Consider the following 25,392-nt stretch of genomic DNA (forward strand, 5'->3'; position numbering starts at 1 on the left):
CATGGAGTTTCGTCTGTACAGTGAGTATCAGCCGACCGGCGATCAGCCCCAGGCGATCGATGCGTTGGTGAAGGGATTTCGGGAAGGCAACCAGTTTGAGACGCTTCTTGGCGTCACCGGTTCGGGAAAAACTTTTACGATGGCAAATGTCATCGAGAAATTGCAGAAGCCGACACTGATTATCGCGCACAACAAGACGCTTGCCGCCCAGCTCTATTCGGAAATGAAGGAATTTTTCCCGGAGAACGCCGTGGAATATTTTGTTTCGTATTATGATTACTATCAGCCGGAGGCGTATGTCCCGTCGACGGACACTTATATCGAGAAGGATTCTGCGATCAACGATGAGATCGATAAACTGCGCCATTCTGCGACTGCGGCGCTCTCGGAGCGGAGCGATGTGATTATTGTGGCATCGGTGTCCTGCATCTACGGACTCGGTTCCCCGATCGATTACAAGGAGATGGTGATTTCCCTGCGCCCGGGCATGGAGAGAGACCGCGATGAGATCATTCACAAGCTGATTGACATTCAGTACAGCCGGAATGACATGGATTTCCACCGCGGAACCTTTCGGGTCCGGGGAGATGTGCTTGAGGTATTTCCGGCATACTCCGGCAGTGAGGCGTACCGCATCGAGTTCTTCGGGGACGAGATTGACCGGATCACGGAGATTGATACGCTGACGGGGCAGAGCAGATGTGAGCTCGGCCATCTTGCGATCTTCCCGGCATCCCACTACGTTGTGCCGAAGGAGAAGATGCAGCTTGCGACGGAGAATATTTTGGAGGAGCTTAAGGAGCGCGTCGCCTACTTTAAGAGCGAGGACAAACTGCTTGAGGCACAGAGAATTGCCGAGAGGACGAATTTCGATGTCGAGATGATGCGGGAGACCGGATTCTGTTCGGGAATCGAGAATTATTCGAGACATTTGACATTCGGAAAACCGGGAGAGCCGCCGTGGACGCTGATGGACTATTTCCCGGATGAGTTTCTGATCATCGTGGATGAGTCCCACATCACACTTCCGCAGATCAGGGGAATGTATGCGGGAGACCGCTCGAGAAAGCAGACCCTCGTCGACTACGGATTCCGCCTGCCGTCGGCGCTTGACAACCGTCCGCTCAACTTCACAGAGTTTGAGAGCAAGATCGACCAGCTGATGTTTGTATCGGCGACGCCGGGACCGTATGAGGCAGAACATGAACTTCTGCGTACGGAGCAGATCATCCGTCCGACCGGACTGCTCGATCCGGAGATTTCCGTCCGTCCGGTTGAGGGACAGATCGATGATCTCGTCTCAGAAGTCAACAAGGAAGTCGCAGCTCATCACAAGGTGCTGATCACAACGCTGACAAAGCGGATGGCGGAAGATCTCACTGATTATATGAGAGAAGTCGGGATCCGGGTCAAGTATCTGCACTCTGACATTGACACGTTAGAGCGTGCCCAGATCATCCGCGATATGCGTCTTGATGTATTTGATGTCCTTGTCGGCATCAACCTTCTCAGGGAGGGTCTCGATATTCCGGAGATCACGCTTGTGGCGATTTTAGATGCGGATAAAGAGGGTTTTCTGCGATCTGAGACGTCCCTGATCCAGACGATCGGACGTGCGGCGCGAAATGCGGAGGGTCATGTTATCATGTATGCGGATACGATCACGGATTCCATGCGCCACGCGATTGAGGAGACAGGACGAAGAAGAGAGATTCAGCAGAGATACAATGAAGAGCACGGGATCACGCCGACCACGATCAAAAAAGCAGTCCGGGATCTGATTGCGATCTCGAAGGCGGCAGAGTCTCATCCGGAGAAGGAGGAGAAAGATCTCGAGTCGATGAGCAAGAAGGAACTTCAGAAGTTGGAGAAAGAACTTCAGAAAAAGATGAATCAGGCCGCAGCGGAACTCAACTTTGAGGATGCGGTTGTGCTTCGTGACCGGATGCTTGAGGTCAAAAAGATGCTGCTTGATCTGGAATGAGATCACTTACGGTCATTCATTTCATGACATGAGAATGAGCAGGGTCTGATGAAGACAGAGCGGAGCATTATGAGAGAAAGCCGCTCTCATCGGGATTCTCAGAGAACGCCTCTTCCGGAAGAAGGTCAAGCATGCCGTCATCCTTCTGGTAGAAATAGACCTGATCGGAGAGGCGGTCCTCCGGCGGAACTTCGACCTGATTGATCGCGCTGATCATTGCGCGCAGTTCCATCAAACTCACCGGGGTGTCTGCGGGCAGAGCGAGAACCTCATGGATGCTTGACGGCAGGATCAGAAGATCCTGATTTAACCGGGAGGCGAGATCGTCGAGGACATTGGGGTAGAGCATGCACGCAGCCCCGTAGAGTCCGCTGCTGTTGGTGATGACATAGAGCGGGAGCGGGTCCTCATTTTTTGAAGGATCCGCTTCGGCGTCATTCATTTCAGCGGGATCGATTCCGGTGGATTCGCTCAGAACGCCGAGCAGTTCTGTCATGCTCTGGACAACCGGCGGGTAAGCAGCCGGGGTGTTGACGCGCGCAAGTTTCCACAGATCAGAGACGCCAACTTTCCACTGGCGCAGATGTTCCTTGCGGATCAGGGCAGTCAGCTGGCCCGCCGCATTCTCATCGAGATAGAGGAAGAAGACGACAGACAGATCGAGGAAACGGATGGATGGAAGTTCCTTTAAGAGTTCCTGGTTGGACTCTGTGTGAATCATTCGGTACATCACGCGGGATTTCAGGGATTCAAAATCACTTATGGATTCTTCGCTGAGACAGCACGGAGGTGTCGAGCACCGGTAGAGACCGAGAATGTCAGAGAGAATCTCTTCCACACTCATGGAGTGGTTCTGGTAAGCATCAAAATACATGTTCAGGTAAATGGTGGGCACAAAAATCTGGCCGTCGCGGCGGATGCGGAGTCCGTCTAAAATCACACCGTTGTTCTTGGAAAGCGGACAGACGTCGATCTGGTAGGAATCCCCGAGTGTGCGGTGAAGGTTCTGTGTGATTGTCTCCAAAAATTCCTTGTAATTCATGTAATTCAATAGAAGACCTCCTTTGAAAAATGCATAGTTTATGTTTGGCTGTTTGCATGCAGGGAACATGGTTCTCAGAAAAGAAAAATAAGAGAAAAAATGAGAAAAATTGAAAAGATAAGAATCCCTGAAATCTGATTGGGTGATTTTTATTATACTTGATTTTGGAAAAAGGCGCAAGGGAAAATTAGGGAAGTCAGACAAACGGAAAAGTACAGATGTAAAGTCTGCGAGGAGAATTTCTGAGTGGAAAAATCCATGTGATTTCGCAAAGATTCTTAATAAAAAGTTTTGTTGTAGTTTGAGGGAAAAACAAATAAAATAGGAAGAGAAAGAAGAAAAACACGATAAGGGCTGGTTTGCGGCAGCCGAAAACCGCGATAGAACAGGAAAACAGAGAGATGTATCAGATTGTAAAACGAGTAGGGATTTTATTTGGAATTTTTGCAGCGGCATTGCTGATTTATTTTATGATAGGAAATCGAAACAGGGGCGGAGCAGATGAGACTGTCTATGTGGCACTTCAGGATGCTTCGCTTCCGACTGTGTACGCCGAGACCTGCGGGCGGACGATGAACAGGATGGCAGGATATCGTCAGGAGATGGATTCTTCCGTGGCGGCAGAGCTTCTGACGCTGATTCCGGAGGACAGAAAGCTGGCGTTGGACATTGAGAATCAGGAGGACGCAGTCACGGCAATCCGCTATGATGTGCGGAGTATGGACCGCCAGCGCCTGATTGAGAGAACGGATCTTGAGAACTGGTTGACCACAGACGGGAAAATCCGCGCGGAGCTTCCGATCCAGAACCTGATTTCGAGAGATCAGGAGTATCTGCTTCAGATCACTTTAGAGACGCAGCAGCACGGACCGGTCTACTATTACACGAGAATTCTGTGGACGGACAACGCCCGCGCGCAGGCGATGGTGGATCTCGCAGTGAATTTCTCGACGAAGACCTTTGATCCGGCACAGGCGAGGGAACTTGCGTCTTACCTTGAGACGAATGCCTCGCAGGATGAGTCTTCTTTCCACCGGACAACGATTCACTCAAGTTTTTCAAGACTGACCTGGGGAAAGCTCGGTATGCAGCCGTCTGGGGAGGTGCAGATCGCACTCCGGGAGCTTGACGGGGCGATGAGCAGTGTCCAGCTGAGATATCCGGCTGTCCGCGAGGACGATGAGACCGGAGAATCCGAGGTCTATGAGGTGGAGGAGAATTTCACGATGAAGTGGAATGAACTTCGCATTTACCTCATGGACTATGAGCGCAGTGTGAATCAGATTTTTTCCGGGAAAGAGGCAGATTATTCGGGAAAGAGGATTCTTCTCGGAATCACGGATGAGAGCCGCGTGGAGGCGAGAAAGAGCCCGTCAGGAAATGTGATTGCCTACCGTGCAGGACGGGAGCTGTGGACTTACGATCAGAAGAACGCTCATGCGGTGAAGGTATTTTCTTTCCGCGGCAAGAATGACGATGTGCGGGAGAATGACAGCCGTCACGACACCCGGATTCTCTCCGTTGGAGATGACGGAAGCATTGAGTTTCTTGTGTACGGATATATGAACCGCGGAGAACACGAGGGAAATATGGGAATTGCGGGTTACCGCTACCAGACGGATGCGAATGCGCTTGAGGAGAGATTTTTCATCCCGTACAGCGGCTCCTTCACGGAGCTTGAGGAGGATCTCGACCAGCTTGTCTGTCTCAATCCGTCGGGAATGCTCTACCTCTATCTGAAACATGCGGTTTACGGAATCGATCTGGAGAGCCGTGAAAATATGGTGGTCGCAGACCGTCTGGAAAAGGGAAGCTATGCGGTCAGCGTGGATCAGAAGCGTTTTGCATGGCAGAGCGGGCGCAGCCAGGGCGGAGCCGGTTCTCTTTATCTGATGGATCTTGAGTCCGGTCAGAGCCAGGAGATTGACGGAGGAGCCGGAGAGAATGTCCGGGTGCTCGGTTTTGTGGGCAGAGATCTCGTCTACGGAACGGCCAGAGAGAGCGACCGCTGGATCGTCAACGGAAGAACCGAAGAGGAACCGATGTACAATGTCAAGATTGTGAACGACCAGATGGAGGTGGAGACTACCTACCAGAAAGAGGGATACTATATCTCAAAGGTTTCGGTTGAGGAGAGCAGGATCCATTTGGACCGCGTTGTCCGTTCGGGGGATCAAAGCTATGTTCCGTCGACGGAGGACACGATCGTCTGCAACGCCGACATCGGTCAGGGAAGGATGGATGGAATCGGCTGGTATGCATCCCAGACAAAGGGAAAGGTATACTTTGTCCAGCTTGACGGAGAGATGAAAAGCCGTGGAATCCGGACTTCCGTTCCGGATGAGATCAGTTATGAAAAGGCGGATATGCTCAGTCTTGAGGCAGACCGCAGTTCCGGAAATATGGAATTCTATGCGTATGCGAGCGGACAGCTCAGACAGGTGACGACAGACTTTGCGAGTGCGGTTCAGACTGCTTATGAGGGAATGGGATATGTGACGGATTCTTATCACCGTCTGCTCTGGAGCCGTGTGGACCGGTCTGTGACGAGAACCATCCGCGATCTGCAGACGGCGTCAGCATCGATTACCCGCCATCTCGATGAGTTTGTGGGAAACCAGAAATTCTCAGATGGAGTTCTTGCCCTCGATGGGCGCGGCTGCAACATGATGCAGATGCTCTACTTTATTGATCAGGGAATTCCGGTTGTCGCATACACGGAGAATGGGGGATACCTGCTGCTTTGCGGGTATGATTCCTACAATGTGACGATATTCAATCCGGCGACGGGGGAGATGTACAAGGCAGGTCTCAATGACAGCACCGAGTATTTCCGGAGACTCGGAAATGATTTTGTCTGCGCGCTTGCATTCGAATAGATGGTTACTGTGCACGGGCAGGCATTTTCTGAACTGAAAATGCCGTATGATACCGTGGTGGCAGCAGATTTTGCCGATCCGGAATGCGAAGCATCGGCAAAATCCGTTACTGTTTGCGCAATGCGTGAACAGTAACTAGGTGGAACCGGGGCGTGCCGGGAAACGGGTGTTTCCCTTTACAAATCAGATTTATGTGGTATAATCATTAAGAATATTCGATGGAAAATTAAAGAAATCGTAAAGATTCATTATAAATAGACGAAAGAGAAACATTTTATGGCTGTAAAATGTTTGGGTTTTGAAGAGTGAGAACGCGGCTGTGAATATACAGAACAGCTGCAAATAGGTTAAAAAAGAAAGTGGCAGAGGTGCAGGATGAATCAGTTTATTATGAAAGGCGGCAATCCACTGGTTGGAGATGTGGTTATCAGCGGGGCGAAGAATGCAGCGCTTGGTATTTTGGCGGCTGCCATTATGACCGATGATGATGTCATCATAGAAAATCTGCCGGATGTGCGGGACATCAATGTCCTTCTCGAGGCGATTTCAGAAATTGGTGCAAAAGTAGAGCGGATTGACCGGCATTCCGTAAAGATCAATGCGTCTACGATCCGTGAGGTGAGCGTAGATGATGAGTATATCCGCAAAATTCGTGCTTCCTACTATTTTATCGGAGCACTGCTTGGAAAATATAAGAGTGCAGAGGTTCCGCTTCCGGGCGGATGCAACATCGGAAGTCGTCCGATTGACCAGCATCTGAAAGGATTTCGAGCTCTGGGAGCAAAGATTGAGATTGACCGTGGCGCAGTGATCGCTCATGCAATCGATCTCGTCGGAAGCCATATCTATCTGGACGTGGTTTCCGTGGGTGCGACAATCAATATCATGATGGCGGCAGCTCTCGCAGAGGGACAGACGATTCTTGAGAATGCTGCGAAAGAACCGCATGTTGTGGATGTCGCAAACTTCCTCAACAGCATGGGAGCAAATATTAAGGGTGCAGGAACGGATATCATCCGCATCCGCGGCGTGCGCCGTCTCCATGGAACGGAGTATTCGATCATTCCGGACCAGATTGAGGCGGGAACGTTCATGTGTGCAGCGGCGATCACCCGCGGTGACGTGACGGTGAAGAATGTCATCCCGAAGCATCTCGAGGCAATCTCTGCAAAGCTGATTGAGATCGGCTGTGAGGTTATTGAGGGCGATGATGAGGTTCGCGTGGTTGGAAAACCGAGACAGCATTCGACGAATATCAAGACTCTTCCTTACCCGGGATTCCCGACGGATATGCAGCCGCAGATGGCTGTGACTCTGGCTCTCGCAGAGGGAACGAGCATGATCACGGAGAGTATTTTCGAGAACCGCTTCAAGTATGTCGATGAACTTGCAAGAATGGGTGGAAATATCAAAGTAGAAGGCAATGTCGCAGTGATTGACGGTGTCAAAGGCTTTACGGGAGCCCAGGTGGAGTCTCCGGACCTTCGCGCAGGTGCGGCTCTTGTGCTTGCCGGACTGTCCGCAACCGGATATACCGTTGTGGATGAGATCGGCTATATCCAGCGCGGATATGAGAACTTTGAGGAGAAACTGCAGGCGCTCGGCGCACACATCGATATCGTGGATTCCGAGAAAGAAGCACAGAAGTTCCGACTGAAAATCGGCTGATCCGCAATGGTGAGTGATAAAGTACTGACAAAATACTGACGAAAACATAACAACAGTTCCGGCTCCGTTAAATTTTTTGTTTTCTTTCCGTAAGCAAATTGTTATGAACTGTACATAAACTGGACACGATTTCCAGTTATGATAGAGACAGAAGATAAGAAAGAGTTACTGTTTGCAGGCAGATGGTTTCGGTGGAAACATTTGTGGCGGAAAGCATGAGACAAAAGCACCGGGTGATAAGGTGACGGAACAGATTTTGCCGCTTCAGAACGGATTGTGGCAGGATCCGCTGCCGGTTACGCAGCGCGTAAACAGTAACAGATGGTTCGGATCAAAATCCGGAACAGCAGAAGGAGGAGAAGGAAATGAAGTTATGGAAAAAGGGCTTATCCCTGATGCTGGGCGCGGCACTGATTGCAGCGGCATTCACGGGAACAACGTTTGCGGCTTCCAGCCGGACAAAGATTACAAAGATCAATCTGGTAATAGATTCAAACATTGCGGTCGGTGATGACAACGGAAGTGTGGATGTCACGACTCCGGACAGTCACTACAAGGTAAGCGATGTCGAGATCGATAATGATGATGCAGAGTGGACGAGCGGAGATAAGCCGAAGATCGAGGTAACCCTTGAGTCGGACAGCAATTACTACTTTGATGCGATGTCCAAGAGCAAGGTAAACTTGAGCGGCGATAAGGCAACTTACACCGGTTCCCGTCGAGAGGACAGCAGCACAACCCTGATTGTAAAGCTGACGCTCAAAGAACTTGAGGGACCGCTTGAAATTGATGATCTCTCCTGGGAGGACGAGGAAACTCCGACTGCGAAGTGGGAAGAGGTTGACGGTGCGAAGAATTATCAGGTACGTCTCTACCGCGACAGCAAGTCTGTCGGCGAGACTGTGACCACGACGCATAACTATTACGATTTCGCTTCCAGAATCACGAAGGAAGGCGAGTATTACTTCAAGGTCCGCGTCATCAACAACAATTCCAAGAAGGGCGAGTGGTATGAGTCCGATTATATCTATGTGGATGATGCCCTGCTTGACTCTCTGAAGAAGACGAACAACAGCAGCAGTAACAATAATAACAGCACAGTAACCCCGGGAAGCAATACGACGTCTCAGGATCAGTGGATCTGGGATAGCAACCAGAAAAACTGGTGGTATCGCTACGCAAACGGTTCTTATCCGACAAACGGATGGCTTCAGATCGGCGGAAAGTGGTACTGCTTTGACTCAGTGGGCTGGATGCGCACTGGCTGGATCCAGGCAGGAAACAACTGGTACTACTGTGGAACAGATGGAGCAATGCTGACAAACACGACGACTCCGGACGGATACCGCGTGGATGCAAATGGAATCTGGGTACACTAATCACTCAGAGTGGGACAGGGTGGAGGTTTCTCCACCCTGTTTTTGCGTCTTTCATCCAAGGAGCAGAGCATGACAGCACAGCGCCGGATCCTGTAAAAAGCGGTGTCACAAAAACTTCAAAAAAATTTGAAAAAAGTGTTGACAAAACGAATAATCTATCATATAATAACCTCGTTGTTCACGACAACAAAGAAACACAGAGCACTAAAGAGTATTCCTCGATAGCTCAGTCGGTAGAGCACGCGGCTGTTAACCGCGCTGTCGTAGGTTCAAGTCCTACTCGGGGAGCTAGGTCCATGGAGACCAGAAATTTCGGCCCCATGGTCAAGCGGTTAAGACATCGCCCTTTCACGGCGGTAACACGAGTTCAAATCTCGTTGGGGTCACTTGGCAACGCCAAAAAGTGCGGACCTTTAGCTCAGTTGGTTAGAGCAACCGGCTCATAACCGGTCGGTCCTGGGTTCGAGTCCCCGAAGGTCCATTGAACCGCAAAAACAATTTTATAATCTGGCCTGGTGGCTCAGCTGGTTAGAGCGCCGCCCTGTCACGGCGGAGGTCGTGGGTTCGAACCCCATCCGGGTCGTTTTTGAAGAGTCTGGAGTTTCCTGATGGAAATTTCAGACTTTTTGTGTTACCATAAAAAGAGCAATGGCTCGTCAGGTTCGCGTGTCTTTCGCCGAATCTGAGAGTGGATGTATGGGGCAACAAGTAAATTTGGGAAGAGTGTTGGAGGACAGAGATGGCAGTGACAAGAGGCGGCAGAGAGATGGTTCTGTATTATTCCCCGGAGGGAAACAAGAATGCGGCAAAATTAAAGGGCGTGCTTGTGCGGATGGGAGTTCGGATCCGCAATGTGAGCGAGGAGCAGTTTGGTGATACGCTTGGTTCCCTTATCGGTCTTGAAGGATTTGAGGCGAGGGAGAGCGCAGAAAAGAGCGGAGAGGCTGTGGGAGCGATCGAGAGGGAAGTTCTCGTGATGCACAATTTTTCGGGAAACCGCATTGACGAGCTGCTTCTTGCGATGCGCCGTGCAAATGTTCAGAAGATTGATTTAAAGGCGATTGTGACGGAGAGCAATGTGAATTGGAGCTTTTATCATCTTTATGAGGAGATCGGCGCAGAACATGAGAGAATGCATCAGAATGCGAATGCAAAGCAGTAGGAGGACAGACCGCGACCTTCGCAGACGGTTTTGCAGAGGCATCTGCTGCGCGCTGACACTCCTTGCGGGAATTCTTCTGACTTCGTGCGGAGGGGAGGAGGAAGTGCCAAAGAAGACGAGGACAGAGCTGATTTTGTGGCACTACTGGGATATTCCGGCGATGCGTCAGAAACTGACCCAGCTTGCAGAGGAGTACAACGCGTCTCAGGATCAGGTGACGATTGAGCCGGAATATGTGCCGGATGAGGATTTCAGAAAGACTCTTGCGCTTGCGGCGGCAGATGGGAGGCTTCCGGATCTCGTCCTTGCGGATTGCAGCGATGTCCGGTATTTTGACCGGATGAGTCCGCTTGCGGATCTGTCGGAGGTGGTTGACCGCGGGGAATATTTAGATCAGGCGTTGGAATTATGTGAGAGAGAGGATGGGACGCTGATCGGGCTTCCACTCGGTCTTAACTGCCTGACCCTCTATTACAATAAGGGGATTTTGCAGCGTTCCGGCGTGAAGCCGCCTCAGACGTTTCAGGAATTTCTGAGTGCGGCGAAGGCGATGACGAGCGGACAGGTCTATGGCTGCGGGTTTGCCGGTCTGATCAGCGAGGAGACGACGTACAGCTTTCTCCCGATTCTCTGGAATTACGGGGCAGATTTGAAAAATCTCGACACCCCGGAGGGCGAGGCGGCTTTCAACTTCCTGAAAGAACTCGTTCAGAGCGGAGCAGTGAGCAAAAGTGCTGCGAACATGACAATGTCGGATGTGGCGCGCCAGTTCAGCAAGGGAAACATTGCGATGATCTTTGCGGCCTCCGGAAAGATGGAATATTATTTTAAACAGAACCCCCAGCTCCGCTATGCCCAGATCAGGATTCCGGGAGCGGAGAACAGGACGAGCGTGATCGGCGGAGAGGTGTTAGTTGTGCCGGATCAGGCAAGGCGGGAGAAGGCGCTTGATTTTATCCGTTTTCTTGCACAGCCACAGCAGATCAAGTCGTATCTGGAAGCTGCCGGCTATCTGTCCCCGCGCCGGGATGTGCTGGAGTGGCAGATGGAGAAAAATCCGGAGCGAAAAAAGGAGCGCTATGCACTTGAGCACGCGAGAATGAGAGAACAGGTGGAGTATTGGCCGGCAATCTCGATTGCGCTGGCAGAGACGGTGAATCAGACGATTTTGCAGAATGAGCCGCAGGATGCCTGGCAGAAGCTGGCTGACCGGATTGACCAGATCAGGGGGGAATATGATGAGGGGGAATAGATCGCTCAGAAGTTCGCTGTTGATGGCGGGGAGTGTGACCATCGTTCTTCCGCTGCTGATCTTGATTCTTGTGATGCAGGCGAGAATCTGGGAAATCCTGAAATCGAACGTTGAGATGGAGATGCAGAGGGAGATTCAGACGGCGGATCAGATGCTCAGCATGATGATGGACCGCTATGACAGCGTGCTCTCGGATTTCTGCACGGATGAGGAACTTGTCGTCCTCGTCCAGCAGATCAACAACAAGAGGGATGTGCTCGATGCAAACAGCAATCAGCTTCGGCGTCAGCTGAAGAGCCTGTGCAACCGAAATGATGAGGTCGAGGGTGTGACGCTCGTGACGGCAGGCGGACAGAGGTATTTCTATGATCGTGTCAGTGCCTCCTCGATGGACAGTGTCTGGGCAGGACACCTAGACGGGGCGGATCTTGACGGCGGAGTCCATTTCCACGGCGGAATCAACCTTGATGAGGGGGAGGACGGAAGCGGACATCTGCTTCAGATTGCACGAAGAATCGTGGATTACAGGGATATTCACCGGGATATGGGAACTGTGATTTTGAGTTTCGATCAGGAGGTTCTCTGGGATACGATCTCCTCTAAGGAGGCGTCCAAGCTTTACATCTGTGAGGGAGATCAGATCATTGCGGCGGAGAACCGGGAGGAGATCGGAATGTCAATATCGGAGATTCCGACGTCCGGCATCAGTGTCTTAAGCATTGACAATACCGTGACCGGGTGGAAACTCTATGATTATTATTCGATGAAAGAATTTTCCAGAGTGGTCAGCAAGCAGACGACACTGATGATCTTTCTGACACTCGGATTCTTAAGTGAGGGCGGCATTGTCGTCTATCTGCTCTTTAAGCCGATTTTTCTTCAGGTCAAACAGATTGAGGCGGCGATGATCGATGTGGAGAAAGGCGATTTCTCCGTTCGGGTTCCCGCAAATGGAAAACTTCCGCGGGAGGTCGTCACGATTGTCGGCGGCTTCAACAAGATGGTGGAGAAGACGGGAGATCTGATTGAAAAGTTAAAGACTTCCGCGGAGGAGCAGCGGAATGCAGAGCTCTCTGCGATGGAGGCCCAGATCGACCCGCATTTTCTTTACAACACACTCGACACGATCAACTGGAAGGCGATTGAACGGGATGAGTATGAGATCAGCGGCATGGTGTGCGCACTGGCGGACATCCTGCGTTATTCGATCCGGAATCCGGGAGGACTTGTGTCAATCGGGCAGGAACTCTACTGGCTGAGCCAGTATACGATGCTTCAGAAAGAGCGGATTGAGCAGCCGCTCGAAGTGCAGACGGATGTGCCGGAGGAGCTGAAAGGCTGCCAGATTCACAAGATGCTTCTTCAGCCGTTTGTGGAGAATGCGATCAAGCATGGAGGATATCAGAAGGAGGGCGTGTGCCGTCTGACGGTACGGATCCGCCGGATTGAGGATCAGATTTATATCATGATCCGGGATAACGGAAAGGGAATTCCGAAAGAGACGCTTCAGATTCTGAATGATCCCACAAAGCGTCTGGAGGGACATGTCGGGATTTACAATGTGAGAAAACGACTTGAGCTGTATTACGGAGAAGATGCAGCTTGCTATTTTGAGAGCCGTCCGGATATTGGAACGACGGTGCATCTGTTTGTAAAGGCAATTCGGGGGGAGGAAAAAACAGATGAAAATTGCAGTAGTAGAAGATGAGAGCTCGATCCGAAACGGTCTGGCAAAGATGATTGGCAGACTTGATCCGGACTATGAGCTTGTGGGGACCGCGGCGAACGGACTTGAGGGGCTGCATCTGGTGCAGAAGACCGAGCCGGATCTCGTGATTATGGATATCCAGATGCCGGAGATGAACGGCCTTGATATGCTGGAACGCCTCCGGAAAGAGGGATATACGGGGAGAGCGGTTGTGCTGACGGCATATTCGGACTTTGACTATGCGAAGCGGGCAATCGGCATGAATATCGACAATTATCTCTTAAAGCCGATCAAGATCCAGGAGCTCAAGGAGACGCTCTGGAATATCCGGAATGCGCTGGAGAAGGAAAAAGGAATCGAAAACATGCAGGAGAAGTACCTGTCGCTGGTTCAGATTTTCCGCGGATGTGCACTGGCGGAATTTCCGGTGGATGAGGAACTCAACAAGCTGACGACGCGGGAGTACGGGCTTGACATTCGGGAACCGCTTGAGGTCTTCTCGATCTGGATGGGAAAAAATTACAGCAGACAGGTTTCCGAGGTCAGACAGATTGTGGAGACGTACACGGGACGGGTTGCCGATTATTCGAGCACGATCATTGAGTCGGCGCGCCAGCACCAGATCCTTGTCATTCTCTATCACTGTCAGGACAGGGAAAAAATTTTAAAGAGATATGTGGAGATGCTGATTCCGGCGATCTGCCGGTCACTCAGTCCGATTCCGGTTTTTCTGTGGGCACAGAGTGATGGCATGGCAGGGCTTCAGGAGGCGTATGAGGAGATCATCGCTGACCGGGAGTGGAATTTAAGCTTTCCGAGGGGGACGCTTCTGATCCGGGAGGACCTGCGAAAGATGCACCCGGTTCCTCTCAAATATCCTCTCGAGGTGGAGGAGACGATGCGCCGGATGATCACGGAGCGCAACCAGGATGGCTTTTTGGAAGCACTCGAGCAGTTCATCCGCACATATCGAAATGGAAGCTGTCATCCGAATGAGATCCGCGAGGCGTGTATCCGCTTCAGCATGGCAATCTTGAATCTCGCAAAGACGCTCGGGAGAACGGCAGGAATCAGTTCAGCGCAGGAGATTGTCGGTGCAATCAGTCAGGCGGTGACATGGAATGAGATCCGCTCAGTCATGGAACAGCTCTATGAGAAGACGGCCGTTCCGGAGAAGAGCGATGCGGTCAGTGATCTTGTGCACCGCGCAGGAATGCTGATTGAGGAGTATTACAGTCAGGGCATTACGCTCGATGAGCTTGCCCAGAAGCTGAAAGTGTCGGAGGAGTATCTGAGCACGCAGTTCAAGAAGGAGACGGGCATGTCATTTACGGAGACAGTTCGGCGCTACCGGATTGATAAGATCAAGGAACTTCTTCTGCATTCCAGCCTGAAGTTAAACCAGATCGCAGATATGGTGGGCTACTCCGATCCGAAATACATGAGTAAGGTATTTAAGGAGGAAGTTGGCGTTCTCCCGGCAGAGTTTCGGAAAAATTTTTCCTCCTGATTTTGTCAAAAACGATTTGGAAGCATTTACAAATAGGAAAATCACGGCTTTTTGGCGACATTTTCTGACAGAAATTGACGAAAAATCTTAAATAGTTACTCCTTTTTAAGAAATTTCCTCTTTCCAGAATATTTTGATGTGATAGAATAGTTTTAGCGGCAAAAAGGAGCCACTCGAACAGAAACTAAAACGAATCGAATCGAGACGAATAGAAAGAAAAAGTCTGGTTAGACTGTCAGATAAGAAAACCAAAAGGAGAAAAAATTAGCATGAGTGAGATGAACGTAACTTTTAAGAACCCGAACGATGTTCTTGATTTTATCAGCAAGGTAGAGAAGTATCCGTACAACATGGATCTGGGCCGTGGAAGTATTGTTGTGGATGCAAAATCTCTTCTTGGAATCATGAATCTGGGATTCAACCACATCGTAAACTTAAAGGTTTATGCAGATCACTGTGAGGATCTTCGCAGCGACATCAAGCAGTTCTTGGCAGCATAAAGTTTTTAACATCATAAAAGAATTGCAGTTATTTATTAATAAGCCATTATCAATTTATTGTTCCCCATACTGAGCAGGATAGTGAAAGCTATTCTGCTTCTTTTTATGTGTGCACGAACCATCTTTTCTTTTGCGGACAGATGTGCTACACTGTTAAAAGTTTCTAACCGCGGTGTGGACATATGGCAGGGAAGGATTTTTAGGGTCAGTGGTGGTCACAAGGCGGAAAAGTGAGAAAAAGTAAGAGAAAGTAAAGTAAGGAAAGACAGGGACGGAGGAGAGAGAAATGTACAAGATTGTTTCCAGATTGCTGATTTACGGAGATATGCCGAAGGATTCCATTCTGATGGAGCTTGCGGATATCACGAGAAAGATGGACGATAAGAGCCAGACGAAGGAAGAACTTGTGACCCGTGTGTTTACCCAGATGAAACACCTGCTTCAGGTTGCAACGGACTATGGATTTGACAAGAATCTGTGGCACAATTATCTGACCTTCCTGCTGATCACGAATGAAAATCCGTTCAGCATTACGTGTGAGAAGGTTGGCGCGAGCGATGGAAGCGTCAATGCATTTGCAAAGGGAGATTTCCGTGCATTCATGGATCTGTTTTCCTATGATTTTGGCCCGCTTGAGGAGTATCTCGGAGTGGATTGTTTCTCACGGATTTCCAATTATAAGGCGATCGGCAAGAAAGATCTGATGTACAACAAGAATGTCAGCGAGAAGGTTCAGGCACTCAGCGAGAAGCTCGAGCAGGCTGAGAATGAGGAGATGTTCTTTGATGCGGTGACGGGATTCTACAAGGACTATGGCGTTGGCATGTTCGGTCTGAACAAGGCATTCCGCATCCAGTCGGATGAGAGCGGAGTCGCAAAATTCTGTGCGATCAACAACATGGATTCTGTCATGCTTGACGATCTGATCGGATACGAAATCCAGAAGAAAAAACTTGTGGAGAACACGCTCGCGTTTGTCGAGGGCAAGAAGGCGAACAACGTGCTTCTGTTCGGTGACAGCGGAACCGGAAAATCTACAAGTGTCAAGGCGATTGTCAATGAGTTTTACGGTCAGGGACTGCGCATGATTGAGATTTACAAGCATCAGTTCCGTGATCTGTCTTCCGTGATTGCGCAGATCAAGAACCGCAACTATCGCTTCATCATTTACATGGACGATCTGTCTTTCGAGGAGTTTGAGGTGGAGTACAAGTTCCTCAAGGCAGTCATCGAGGGTGGTGTGGAGACCCGCCCGGACAACATCCTGATCTATGCGACATCAAACCGCCGTCACCTGATCAAGGAGAACTGGAGCGACCGCGACGATGTGGAGAGCGATAACGGTATGCACCGCTCCGATACGATGGAGGAGAAGCTGTCTCTGGTGAACCGTTTCGGTGTGACGATCAACTACTCAAAGCCGACGCAGAAGGAGTACTTCGGAATCGTCATCGGACTGGCGAGAAAGGCAGGTCTGACGATGACGGACGAAGAGCTGTGCGCAGAGGCAAACAAGTGGGAGTTAAGCCACGGCGGAATCTCCGGACGTACGGCACAGCAGTTTATCAACTATCTGATTGGAACCCGCGAGTAGACGGCAGATGAACCGAAACTGCGAAAGATTATCCTTGACAGCTATATGGGAATCTGCTAGTATATTCACGGAACAATCTAAATAACAATCGAAAAGTGCGTAATCCCTTATTCAGAGTGATGGAGATACAAAGGATCTGTGAAGTCACGGCAACCCCGAATGAAATGTCTGAACCTCCGAAAGGTACGAGCGGACAGGAGCGTTGGGAAGGTGCCAACCTGAGCGAGAAATCGAGCAATAAGAGGATTTGATGTGCAGAGAATATCAAGTCCGCAGTATGATTGCTACGGACTTTTCTTTTGTTTTTCACCAAATTTTAACGTAGGAGGATTTTCATGGAAAAGTTACTGTTTACATCTGAGTCCGTAACCGAAGGCCATCCGGACAAAATGTGTGATGCGATTTCAGATGCAATTCTGGATGCCCTGATGGAGAAGGATCCGATGAGCCGTGTGGCATGTGAGACCTGCTGTACGACTGGTCTTGTTATGGTAATGGGCGAGGTTACCACAAATGCGTATGTCGATATTCAGAAAATTGTTCGTGAGACCGTTCGTGAGATTGGTTATGATCGTGCAAAGTATGGTTTTGACTGCGATACCTGTGGTGTGATGGTTGCACTTGACGAGCAGTCTTCTGATATCGCTCTCGGTGTTGACAAGGCACTTGAGGCGAAGGAAAATGCAATGGACGACGATGCACTCGATGCAATCGGTGCCGGAGATCAGGGAATGATGTTCGGATATGCAACAAATGAGACTGAGGAGTACATGCCGTATCCGATCGCTCTGGCTCACAAGCTTGCAAGACGTCTGACTGAGGTCCGCAAGAACGGAACGCTTCTGTATCTTCGTCCAGATGGAAAGACCCAGGTAACCGTAGAGTACGATGAGAACGGTAAGCCGATCCGTCTCGATACCGTTGTTCTCTCCACCCAGCATGATGAGAACGTATCTCAGGAGCAGATCCATGAGGATATCCGCAAGTATGTATTTGATGTTGTTCTTCCGTCCGGAATGGTAGATGAGGACACCAAGTACTATGTAAATCCGACCGGCCGTTTCGTAATCGGCGGACCTCACGGAGACAGTGGTCTGACCGGACGTAAGATCATCGTAGATACCTACGGCGGTTATGCACGTCACGGCGGCGGTGCATTCTCCGGAAAGGACTGCACAAAGGTAGACCGTTCCGCAGCATATGCAGCACGCTATGCAGCAAAGAACCTTGTTGCAGCAGGCTTAGCTGACAAGTGTGAGATCCAGCTTGCTTATGCAATCGGTGTGGCACATCCGATGTCTGTTCGCGTAGATACTTTCGGAACCGGAAAGCTCAGCGATGAGAAACTGGTTGAGATCGTTCGTGAGAACTTTGATCTGCGTCCGGCAGGAATCATCAAGATGCTTGATCTGCGCCGCCCGATCTACCGCCAGACCGCAGCTTACGGCCACTTCGGAAGAACAGATATCGATCTGCCGTGGGAGAGACTGGACAAGGTAGAGGCACTGAAGAAGTATCTGTAAGATTGTAACGCGATAGGAATGTAATCGGATATAGTAAGATTAAGATAAAAGCAATCAGCGTTATAAATGATAGAGTGAGATGAGAATTATGGCAGGAAAAGTCTGAGGGCTTTTCCTGCCTTTTTTATATGATAGGAAATTGCGTCCTATCATACAAAAATGCTCCGCATGGATCGCACTGCGGCGGTAGTGAATGATGTTGTAGAAACAACCCGCCGCAGGCGGAGAATCCTGCGAGCAGGATTCTTTTTTATGTGTTATATGGTGTGTAGGGATTGTGTGTATATGCAGGGCGCCGTAAGGTGAGTAAAGTCGTGCAACTGCGCTCTCGCTCCGGGTAAATTATCGGAAGCGCCACTGGCGCTTCCACGATACGCCGAGCGAACGTAGCGGTGCATAAGGCTGTAAAGGACACAGCCTAAGCACCGACGTTTCACACGGGGTTGACACGATCTTTCTCACCTTACGGCGCTAGATGTATGCGTTGCACGAATGAAAATGAATTTTGGTTTGAACTATCGGTGATTAAACGGTTTTTGCTATTAAACGAGTATATATTCGGCTAGATTTCATGGGGGAGATGTGGTAACGTATAATAATAGGTAACCTGAAATATATAAGCGATAGGAGTGAGAAGGCGTATTCACTCTGAGTTATACTTGTGGGGAAAAGGAGAAGAGGACATGAAATACGATTTTACAACGGTCATGGATCGGCATGGAAAAGATGCGATTGCAGTGGATTTACTCGGAAAAGAGGGGGCTCCGGGGGCACCGAAGGAAGGTTTTGATGCGATTCCGATGTGGGTGGCAGATATGAATTTTGCGACGGTTCCGACGGTGCAGCAGGAAATGATTGAGCGGGCAGGTCATCCGGCATTCGGTTATTTTGAGCCGCGCGAGGAATATTTTTCTTCTATTATCAGATGGCAGGAGACGCGAAATGGAGCAAAAGGACTTGAGAAGAAACACATCGGATATGAGAATGGTGTGCTCGGCGGATTGATTTCAGTGGTTTCGGCATTCAGTGCGCCGGGAGATGCGATTCTGCTTCACAGTCCGACTTATATCGGTTTTACGAGATGTATTGAGAGGTCAGGAAGAAAAATCATTCTCTCCCCATTGAAGAAAGATGAGAATGGAGTCTGGCGGATGGACTATGAGGATATGGAAGAAAAGATCCGCAAAAACCGGATTCATCTGGCTGTCTTCTGCAACCCGCACAATCCCTGCGGCCGTGTGTGGGAGAGAAAAGAGATTGAGGCGGCGATGGAAGTGTACCGGCGCAATTCCTGCGTGGTGATTTCTGATGAGATCTGGTCAGATCTTATGATCAATGGAAGCAAGCACACGCCGACCCAGTCTGTCAGCGAGGATGCGAGAAATCGGACGGTGGCTCTGTATGCGCCGTCAAAGACGTTCAACCTCGCCGGTCTGATCGGTTCGTATCACATCATTTATAATGATTATCTGAGGGACCGTGTGACTGCGCAGAGCAGCAAGTGTAATTATAATGAGATGAATCTGATGAGTATGTATGCCCTCATCGGAGCTTACCGGCCGGAGGGATATGAGTGGGTCGATGAGTTATGTGAGGTATTGTCGGGAAACGTCAATTATGCATATGACTATATCAAAAATCATTTCGATGGCGTGGAGGTTTCAAAACCGCAGGGAACTTACATGCTGTTTCTCGACTGCACAGACTGGTGCGAGAAGCATCACAAGAGTCTCGATGAACTGCTCCGGTCTGGATGGGATGTCGGCGTTGCATGGCAGGATGGCCGCCCATTCCACGGATCATGCAGCATCCGCATGAATCTGGCATCGCCGAAGAGCCAGATTGAGAAGGCATTTGAGCGTCTGAACAAATATGTGTTCTAGGCGGACTCCTTTTCTGATGTGTATTTTTGAGAACAATGAGAAAAAATGTCATTTACTGTTTGATTTTTTATTTTCCATTGATATAATACAAATGAGAAAAATAATCGTTAAAAAATAAACAGATGTGACTGTTCCGTACCATTACAGTTACGAACAGGGTCAAATTATCAGGAGGAGAGAGAAGAGAATGAGAGGAGTCGAGACACGAATCCAGGAAATCCGTCACAGAATATTCAGAGAAGTAGCACGCATGGCTTACCACACCGAGTGGCCGGTGGACAAGCGTATTGAGGAGCTGCCGTACAAGATCATTCCGGGTGAGGTAGGAAACTTCCGAAATGATGTATTTCTGGAGAGAGCAATCGTTGGAGAGCGTCTTCGTCTGGCAATGGGTCTTCCGGCAAGAGGAGCAGCAGAGCACGCGCCGATTTCTGACAACATTGAGGCGGCTGACCGTCCGGAGACTTATTATACACCGCCGTTAATCAACGTAATCAAGTTTGCCTGCAACGCCTGTGCACCGAAGCGTGTAACCGTGACAGAGGGATGTCAGGGATGTCTGGCACATCCGTGTGTGGAGGTATGTCCGAAGAATGCAGTGAGCCTTGACCGCACAACGGGTCGTTCCCACATTGATCAGGATGCCTGCATCAAGTGCGGCCGCTGTGCAACTGTCTGCTCTTACAATGCAATCATCGTTCAGGAGCGTCCGTGTGCTGCTGCCTGTGGAATGGATGCAATCGGATCTGATGCAAATGGCAAGGCAGATATCAACTATGAGAAGTGCGTATCTTGCGGTCAGTGTCTTGTAAACTGCCCGTTTGGAGCAATCGCAGATAAGTCCCAGATTTTCCAGGTAATCCGTGCAATTCAGTCCGGTGAGCAGGTATATGCAGCAGTTGCACCGGCGTTTGTAGGTCAGTTTGGACCGAAGGTAACCCCGGGAAAACTTCGTGCGGCAATGAAGGCACTTGGATTTACCGATGTCTTTGAGGTAGCAATCGGAGCAGATCTGTGCGCAACTCAGGAGGCAATCGACTTTGTGACCGAGGTTCCGGAGAAACTGCCGTTCATGGCAACTTCCTGCTGCCCGGCATGGTCCATGATGGCAAAGAAACTCTTCCCGAAGAATGCAAACAGCATCTCGATGGCACTGACTCCGATGACGCTGACCGCAAGACTGATCAAGCGTCACAACGAGAAGGCGAAAGTAGTCTTCATCGGACCGTGCGCAGCAAAGAAGCTTGAGGCAATGCGTACCGATATTCGAAGCGATGTGGACTTCGTTCTGACCTTCGAGGAGATGGCAGGCGTATTTGATGCAAAGCATGTGGATCTTGAGACGATCGAGGAAGATCCGAACGGTGTCAATGATGCTTCCACCGATGGACGAAACTTCGCAGTTGCAGGTGGCGTTGCGCAGTCTGTTGTCAATGTTATCAAGGAGAAGTTCCCGGAGAGAGAGATCAAGATTGCAAACGCAGAAGGCTTAAAAGACTGCCGCAAGCTGCTGACTCTGGCAAGTGCCGGAAAGTACAACGGCTATCTGCTTGAGGGAATGGCATGTCCGGGAGGATGTGTGGCAGGTGCAGGTACGATGCAGCCGATCAAGAAATCTCAGGTTGCAGTCAACCAGTATGCTTCCAAGGCAAACCACAAGACTTCCAATGAGACCGAGCATGTAAAAGAGCTTGATAAGCTGGTAGATTAATTTGAATTTATTTTAGAATTGCAAATAGCCGGGAAATGAGATAGGCGAACAAATTGTATGATTGTATAGAATGGGGCGGAAGATTCGTGAGAATCCTCCGCCCTGTTTTTAAGTTGCGATTCATATAAAGGGTTCCGACGACGAAATAAGTCCTGCAAACATAATCAAGCATTTTTCTTAAAGAGAGTACTGGCGATCAGTGAGAGGGTAACAATTGATGAACCAATGCTGTCGATCATGACATCGGTGATTCTTGCTGCGCGGTCGGGTACGAAGTACTGGTGGAATTCATCGGTGCAGGCATAGCAGACTGTGATCAGAAATGCCGTCAATGCCCATTTCTTTCGCGGGAGTCTGCGTGGGGAGAGACCGAAGAGAACTGTCAGATAGAGGATTGTGTACTCGGTCACATGGGCTGTCTTTCGCAGAAGAAATTCCAGCTGGGCGAGCAGCTCAAGATTCGGTTTGGCATTTGGATCACTTGGGAAAAAGCGGGAGAGGGCAAGCAGAATCTCGTGAAGAAGAGATCCGCTCAATTTGGAAGAATCCTCACCCGGCTGACTGGAAAAGAAAAAGATAAGTCCAGCCATGATGAGGGCGGGAATCCAGAATCGGAATTCCGAAAATGTTAAAGTTCCTTTTTTATTTGTTGCCATGAAAATCAGAGTCCTTTCTTTTTATCCATATACAATAACAACCTTGTGTTGCCGCTCATGCCTTGTACGAACGGTAATGGATTTTTGTACAGCAACGATATTATAACATATCATGCGCAAATGTCTTTATTTTTCTTGCGTTCCGTTAGTGGGTATGATAGGATGAGTTACAGTTTACAAAAAAAGCGTTCGCTCTGAGAAATTTCGTTTTTTATAAGAATAAGATCAGTAATGGGAGCACGCAGCAGGGAAAAACAGATACGAAAGGGAAGGTGGAAGACATGTGGAAGTATGTTTGGAAAGATATTCTGGAGCAGGCGTGTTTTCTTCCTGTGACAGCTGTTTTGGCGCTGATTTATTATAGCCTTAGGCGGGCGATTGTTAAGAGAAGAGGAATGCTGAACCGAGAAATGAAGCATCAGCTTTTCTGGAAAGCGTGCATGGCAATGTATCTGATGATGCTCGTGCAGATCACTCTCCTCGAGCGTGAGGCAGGATCGAGAACGAAGGTCAGTTTAGAGTTATTTGAGACGTTTGGTGGTCCGATGGCAAATGCTTTTGTCATGGAAAATGTTCTCCTTTTCATGCCGTATGGGCTGATCCTCCCGATGATCTGGAAGAGCCTCAGAAAAATGAAAATCCTCCCGCAAATGCTTATATGCACAATGATTGGATTTTTCAGCAGTTTAATGATTGAATGTACACAGCTTGTGACTCAGAGAGGATTTTTTCAGGTCGATGATATCATGACCAATACGGTTGGAATGGTTTGTGGCTGGCTGATTTACCGGATCATTTCTATGTTAGTATCTTAGCGACGAAGGCGAAAAAGATCCTGCAAACCCGTGTGAGGCGTCGGTGTTTATATACAGTAATTGTTTTTTGTAGGAATTTTCTGAACTGAAAATTCCGTATGATACGATAGTGGTAGCAGATTTTGCCGATTTAGGATGCGAAGCATCGGCAAAATCAGGTTACTGTTGCAACAACGTGTAAACAGTAACCGCGCGTATTCTGCGGTCTTATGCACTGTTACGCCGAACCCGGAGCGAGAGCGAGTTTGCAGGACTTATTTCGCCATGAGGAGCGGAAAAAAGAAACCCAATCCACACACCCTCCCCACAACTTTACACTTGCACGCCTCGGGCAGATATGATATAATCTGATAGAATTGCAATACTTGAACGAATATAGGAGGCGAGAGATATGAAGCACGTTAAGACTTTAACCAATAAGACCCTGAAGGAGTCCATGAAGAAGGGCGGCTGCGGCGAGTGCCAGACTTCCTGCCAGTCTGCATGTAAGACTTCCTGCACCGTAGGCAACCAGGCTTGCGAGAACGCAAACAGATAAGACAGCCTGAGTTTTCAGGTGTCACAACGCGATAAGGCGGATGAGAAAGACCCCTATTGATGTATGATGATAGGGGTCTTTTGCGTGCCGTCCAGAATAGTAAGGAGAATATAAGTGATTCATCAGTATAAAAATAATGGTTACAACATCGTGATGGATATTGCCAGCGGATCGGTTCACGTTGTAGATGATGTAGTCTATGACGCGATTGCCATGCTTGAGCCGGCAATGGGAGAGCTTGAAGCTGCTGCACCGATTCCGGCAGAAGCTCGCGCCGAGGCAGCACAGAAGCTGGCTGAGGCATACCCGGAGGCAGATGTTGAGGAGGCTCTGAGTGAGGTTCAGGAGCTGATCGATGCAGAGGAGCTGTACACAAAGGACATTTATCACAACTATGTGACGGATTTCAAGAAGAGAAAGACCGTAGTAAAAGCGCTGTGCCTGCATATCGCGCATGACTGCAATCTGGCATGCCGTTATTGCTTTGCGGAGGAGGGCGAGTACCACGGCCGTCGTGCTCTGATGAGCTTTGAGGTCGGCAAGAAGGCTTTGGATTTCCTGATTGCAAATTCCGGAAACCGCAGAAATCTGGAGGTCGATTTCTTCGGCGGTGAGCCGCTCATGAACTGGGAAGTTGTCAAGCAGCTTGTTGAGTACGGCCGTTCCCAGGAAGAGGCGCACAACAAGAAGTTCCGTTTCACTCTGACGACAAATGGTGTGCTCTTAAACGATGAGATCATGGAGTTCTGCAACCGCGAGATGGCAAACGTTGTGCTGAGTCTGGATGGACGTAAAGAAGTCAATGACCGCATGCGTCCGACGAGAAATGGTCACGGAAGCAGCTATGACATCATTGTCCCGAAGTTCCAGAAGTTCGCAAAGAGCCGTGCAGGAAAAGATTACTATGTGCGCGGAACTTTCACCCGCAACAATCTTGATTTCAGCGAGGATGTAAAGCATTACGCAGATCTCGGATTCGAGCAGCTCTCCATGGAGCCGGTTGTTGCCGCACCGGAGGAGCCGTATTCCATCCGCGAGGAGGATCTCCCGCAGATTCTTGAGGAGTACGATCGCCTGGCAGTGGAGTACTTAAAGCGCAAAAAAGAGGGAAAAGGATTCAACTTCTTCCACTTTATGATTGACCTGACCCAGGGACCGTGCGTGGCAAAGCGTCTGTCCGGATGTGGATCAGGAACCGAGTATCTCGCAGTGACTCCGTGGGGCGATTTCTATCCGTGCCACCAGTTTGTGGGCAATGAGAAGTTCCTCATGGGAAATGTGGACACCGGAATCACCCGCGATGATATTCGCGATGAGTTCAAGCTCTGCAACGTATATGCAAAGGAAAAATGTCGTGACTGCTTCGCACGTTTCTACTGCAGTGGCGGATGCGCAGCAAATTCCTACAATTTCCACGGAAAAATCACGGACACTTATGACATCGGATGCGAAATGCAGAAGAAGAGAATTGAGTGTGCGATTATGATTAAGGCTGCGCTCGCTGACGAGGACTAATCGTCGCCGGCAGGCACAGCCGCTGCGCGGGGACCGGGGGAATGGGAGTCTTCGGCAGCGGAAAGGAGACAAC

Annotated in this window: 18 protein-coding genes, 4 tRNA genes and 1 riboswitch; of the genes, 20 read left to right on the forward strand and 2 right to left on the reverse strand. The window is 49.7% G+C overall.

Features of this window, described 5'->3' with window-relative positions; genetic code table 11:
• Position 1 precedes the first annotated feature (1 nt).
• Positions 2-1,984, forward strand: a complete 1,983-nt coding sequence (uvrB, locus tag ACR0QE_RS02640) for an excinuclease ABC subunit UvrB (RefSeq protein WP_432626839.1) — start codon at positions 2-4, stop codon at positions 1,982-1,984.
• Between the two features lie 67 nt (positions 1,985-2,051).
• On the opposite strand, the gene ACR0QE_RS02645 is transcribed toward uvrB, so the two are convergent.
• Positions 2,052-3,026, reverse strand: coding sequence for a DUF5688 family protein (locus tag ACR0QE_RS02645; protein WP_432626897.1), 975 nt, complete (start codon positions 3,024-3,026; stop codon positions 2,052-2,054).
• Positions 3,027-3,427: 401 nt separating this feature from the next.
• On the opposite strand from ACR0QE_RS02645, the gene ACR0QE_RS02650 reads away from it, so the two are divergent.
• The 16 genes from ACR0QE_RS02650 (at position 3,428) to ACR0QE_RS02725 (ending at position 21,795) form a co-directional block, all read left to right on the forward strand.
• The gene (locus ACR0QE_RS02650) at positions 3,428-5,905 is read left to right on the forward strand and encodes a hypothetical protein (protein WP_432626840.1); all 2,478 of its coding nucleotides are present in this window, start codon (positions 3,428-3,430) and stop codon (positions 5,903-5,905) included.
• A 375-nt stretch (positions 5,906-6,280) separates the two neighbouring features.
• A complete protein-coding gene (locus ACR0QE_RS02655) occupies positions 6,281-7,573 on the forward strand; it encodes a UDP-N-acetylglucosamine 1-carboxyvinyltransferase (RefSeq protein ID WP_432626841.1) in 1,293 nt (430 codons plus the stop codon).
• Between the two features lie 365 nt (positions 7,574-7,938).
• Complete coding sequence (locus ACR0QE_RS02660; protein ID WP_432626842.1) at positions 7,939-8,952, forward strand: hypothetical protein; 1,014 nt, start codon at positions 7,939-7,941, stop codon at positions 8,950-8,952.
• Between the two features lie 215 nt (positions 8,953-9,167).
• A tRNA-Asn gene (locus ACR0QE_RS02665) sits at positions 9,168-9,240 on the forward strand.
• Positions 9,241-9,266: 26 nt separating this feature from the next.
• Positions 9,267-9,338 (forward strand) — tRNA-Glu (locus tag ACR0QE_RS02670).
• Between the two features lie 21 nt (positions 9,339-9,359).
• Positions 9,360-9,433 (forward strand) — tRNA-Ile (locus tag ACR0QE_RS02675).
• 28 nt (positions 9,434-9,461) lie between these two features.
• A tRNA-Asp gene (locus ACR0QE_RS02680) sits at positions 9,462-9,535 on the forward strand.
• A gap of 156 nt (positions 9,536-9,691) precedes the next feature.
• Entirely contained in the window at positions 9,692-10,114 is a 423-nt protein-coding gene (locus ACR0QE_RS02685) for a DUF3783 domain-containing protein (protein ID WP_432626843.1), read from the forward strand.
• Positions 10,077-11,366, forward strand: coding sequence for an ABC transporter substrate-binding protein (locus ACR0QE_RS02690; RefSeq protein ID WP_432626844.1), 1,290 nt, complete (start codon positions 10,077-10,079; stop codon positions 11,364-11,366). The genes ACR0QE_RS02685 and ACR0QE_RS02690 overlap by 38 nt, the downstream gene beginning before the upstream one ends.
• A complete protein-coding gene (locus ACR0QE_RS02695) occupies positions 11,353-13,074 on the forward strand; it encodes a cache domain-containing sensor histidine kinase (RefSeq protein ID WP_432626845.1) in 1,722 nt (573 codons plus the stop codon). The genes ACR0QE_RS02690 and ACR0QE_RS02695 overlap by 14 nt, the downstream gene beginning before the upstream one ends.
• Complete coding sequence (locus ACR0QE_RS02700; RefSeq protein ID WP_432626846.1) at positions 13,049-14,584, forward strand: response regulator transcription factor; 1,536 nt, start codon at positions 13,049-13,051, stop codon at positions 14,582-14,584. Before ACR0QE_RS02695 ends, ACR0QE_RS02700 begins: the two co-directional genes overlap by 26 nt.
• 269 nt (positions 14,585-14,853) lie before the next feature.
• Positions 14,854-15,084, forward strand: coding sequence for an HPr family phosphocarrier protein (locus ACR0QE_RS02705; RefSeq protein WP_432626847.1), 231 nt, complete (start codon positions 14,854-14,856; stop codon positions 15,082-15,084).
• Between the two features lie 286 nt (positions 15,085-15,370).
• Positions 15,371-16,678, forward strand: coding sequence for an ATP-binding protein (locus ACR0QE_RS02710; protein ID WP_432626848.1), 1,308 nt, complete (start codon positions 15,371-15,373; stop codon positions 16,676-16,678).
• A 104-nt stretch (positions 16,679-16,782) separates the two neighbouring features.
• Positions 16,783-16,922, forward strand: a riboswitch (SAM riboswitch).
• A gap of 91 nt (positions 16,923-17,013) precedes the next feature.
• Positions 17,014-18,201, forward strand: a complete 1,188-nt coding sequence (gene metK, locus ACR0QE_RS02715; protein WP_432626849.1) for a methionine adenosyltransferase — start codon at positions 17,014-17,016, stop codon at positions 18,199-18,201.
• A 683-nt stretch (positions 18,202-18,884) separates the two neighbouring features.
• Positions 18,885-20,084: a MalY/PatB family protein gene (locus tag ACR0QE_RS02720; protein WP_432626850.1), complete on the forward strand. Its 1,200-nt coding sequence runs from the start codon at positions 18,885-18,887 to the stop codon at positions 20,082-20,084.
• A gap of 187 nt (positions 20,085-20,271) precedes the next feature.
• Positions 20,272-21,795, forward strand: a complete 1,524-nt coding sequence (locus ACR0QE_RS02725; RefSeq protein WP_432626851.1) for a 4Fe-4S dicluster domain-containing protein — start codon at positions 20,272-20,274, stop codon at positions 21,793-21,795.
• A 164-nt stretch (positions 21,796-21,959) separates the two neighbouring features.
• On the opposite strand, the gene ACR0QE_RS02730 is transcribed toward ACR0QE_RS02725, so the two are convergent.
• A complete protein-coding gene (locus ACR0QE_RS02730) occupies positions 21,960-22,451 on the reverse strand; it encodes a VanZ family protein (RefSeq protein ID WP_432626852.1) in 492 nt (163 codons plus the stop codon).
• A 281-nt stretch (positions 22,452-22,732) separates the two neighbouring features.
• Between ACR0QE_RS02730 and ACR0QE_RS02735 the strand changes: the two genes are divergently transcribed.
• From ACR0QE_RS02735 to scfB, 3 genes are all read left to right on the forward strand, one after another.
• Positions 22,733-23,266, forward strand: coding sequence for a VanZ family protein (locus tag ACR0QE_RS02735; RefSeq protein WP_432626853.1), 534 nt, complete (start codon positions 22,733-22,735; stop codon positions 23,264-23,266).
• 391 nt (positions 23,267-23,657) lie between these two features.
• Positions 23,658-23,804 carry a six-cysteine ranthipeptide SCIFF gene (gene scfA / locus ACR0QE_RS02740; protein WP_177978829.1) on the forward strand — a complete coding sequence of 49 codons (147 nt, stop codon included), beginning with the start codon at positions 23,658-23,660 and terminating at the stop codon, positions 23,802-23,804.
• Positions 23,805-23,918: 114 nt separating this feature from the next.
• Positions 23,919-25,319 (forward strand): thioether cross-link-forming SCIFF peptide maturase, encoded by a 1,401-nt coding sequence (gene scfB / locus ACR0QE_RS02745; RefSeq protein ID WP_432626854.1) that lies wholly within the window; start codon positions 23,919-23,921, stop codon positions 25,317-25,319.
• Positions 25,320-25,392: the final 73 nt, after the last annotated feature.

Source organism: Brotaphodocola sp. (assembly GCF_050873065.1).
Classification (GTDB): Bacteria; Bacillota; Clostridia; order Lachnospirales; family Lachnospiraceae; genus Brotaphodocola.

Coding starts and splice junctions, on each gene's coding strand:
- uvrB (WP_432626839.1), top strand. CDS start 2: ATGGAGTTTCGTCTGTACAGTGAGTATCAGCCGACCGGCGATCAGCCC.
- ACR0QE_RS02645 (WP_432626897.1), bottom strand. CDS start 3,026: ATGAATTACAAGGAATTTTTGGAGACAATCACACAGAACCTTCACCGC.
- ACR0QE_RS02650 (WP_432626840.1), top strand. CDS start 3,428: ATGTATCAGATTGTAAAACGAGTAGGGATTTTATTTGGAATTTTTGCA.
- ACR0QE_RS02655 (WP_432626841.1), top strand. CDS start 6,281: ATGAATCAGTTTATTATGAAAGGCGGCAATCCACTGGTTGGAGATGTG.
- ACR0QE_RS02660 (WP_432626842.1), top strand. CDS start 7,939: ATGAAGTTATGGAAAAAGGGCTTATCCCTGATGCTGGGCGCGGCACTG.
- ACR0QE_RS02685 (WP_432626843.1), top strand. CDS start 9,692: ATGGCAGTGACAAGAGGCGGCAGAGAGATGGTTCTGTATTATTCCCCG.
- ACR0QE_RS02690 (WP_432626844.1), top strand. CDS start 10,077: ATGAGAGAATGCATCAGAATGCGAATGCAAAGCAGTAGGAGGACAGAC.
- ACR0QE_RS02695 (WP_432626845.1), top strand. CDS start 11,353: ATGAGGGGGAATAGATCGCTCAGAAGTTCGCTGTTGATGGCGGGGAGT.
- ACR0QE_RS02700 (WP_432626846.1), top strand. CDS start 13,049: ATGAAAATTGCAGTAGTAGAAGATGAGAGCTCGATCCGAAACGGTCTG.
- ACR0QE_RS02705 (WP_432626847.1), top strand. CDS start 14,854: ATGAGTGAGATGAACGTAACTTTTAAGAACCCGAACGATGTTCTTGAT.
- ACR0QE_RS02710 (WP_432626848.1), top strand. CDS start 15,371: ATGTACAAGATTGTTTCCAGATTGCTGATTTACGGAGATATGCCGAAG.
- metK (WP_432626849.1), top strand. CDS start 17,014: ATGGAAAAGTTACTGTTTACATCTGAGTCCGTAACCGAAGGCCATCCG.
- ACR0QE_RS02720 (WP_432626850.1), top strand. CDS start 18,885: ATGAAATACGATTTTACAACGGTCATGGATCGGCATGGAAAAGATGCG.
- ACR0QE_RS02725 (WP_432626851.1), top strand. CDS start 20,272: ATGAGAGGAGTCGAGACACGAATCCAGGAAATCCGTCACAGAATATTC.
- ACR0QE_RS02730 (WP_432626852.1), bottom strand. CDS start 22,451: ATGGCAACAAATAAAAAAGGAACTTTAACATTTTCGGAATTCCGATTC.
- ACR0QE_RS02735 (WP_432626853.1), top strand. CDS start 22,733: ATGTGGAAGTATGTTTGGAAAGATATTCTGGAGCAGGCGTGTTTTCTT.
- scfA (WP_177978829.1), top strand. CDS start 23,658: ATGAAGCACGTTAAGACTTTAACCAATAAGACCCTGAAGGAGTCCATG.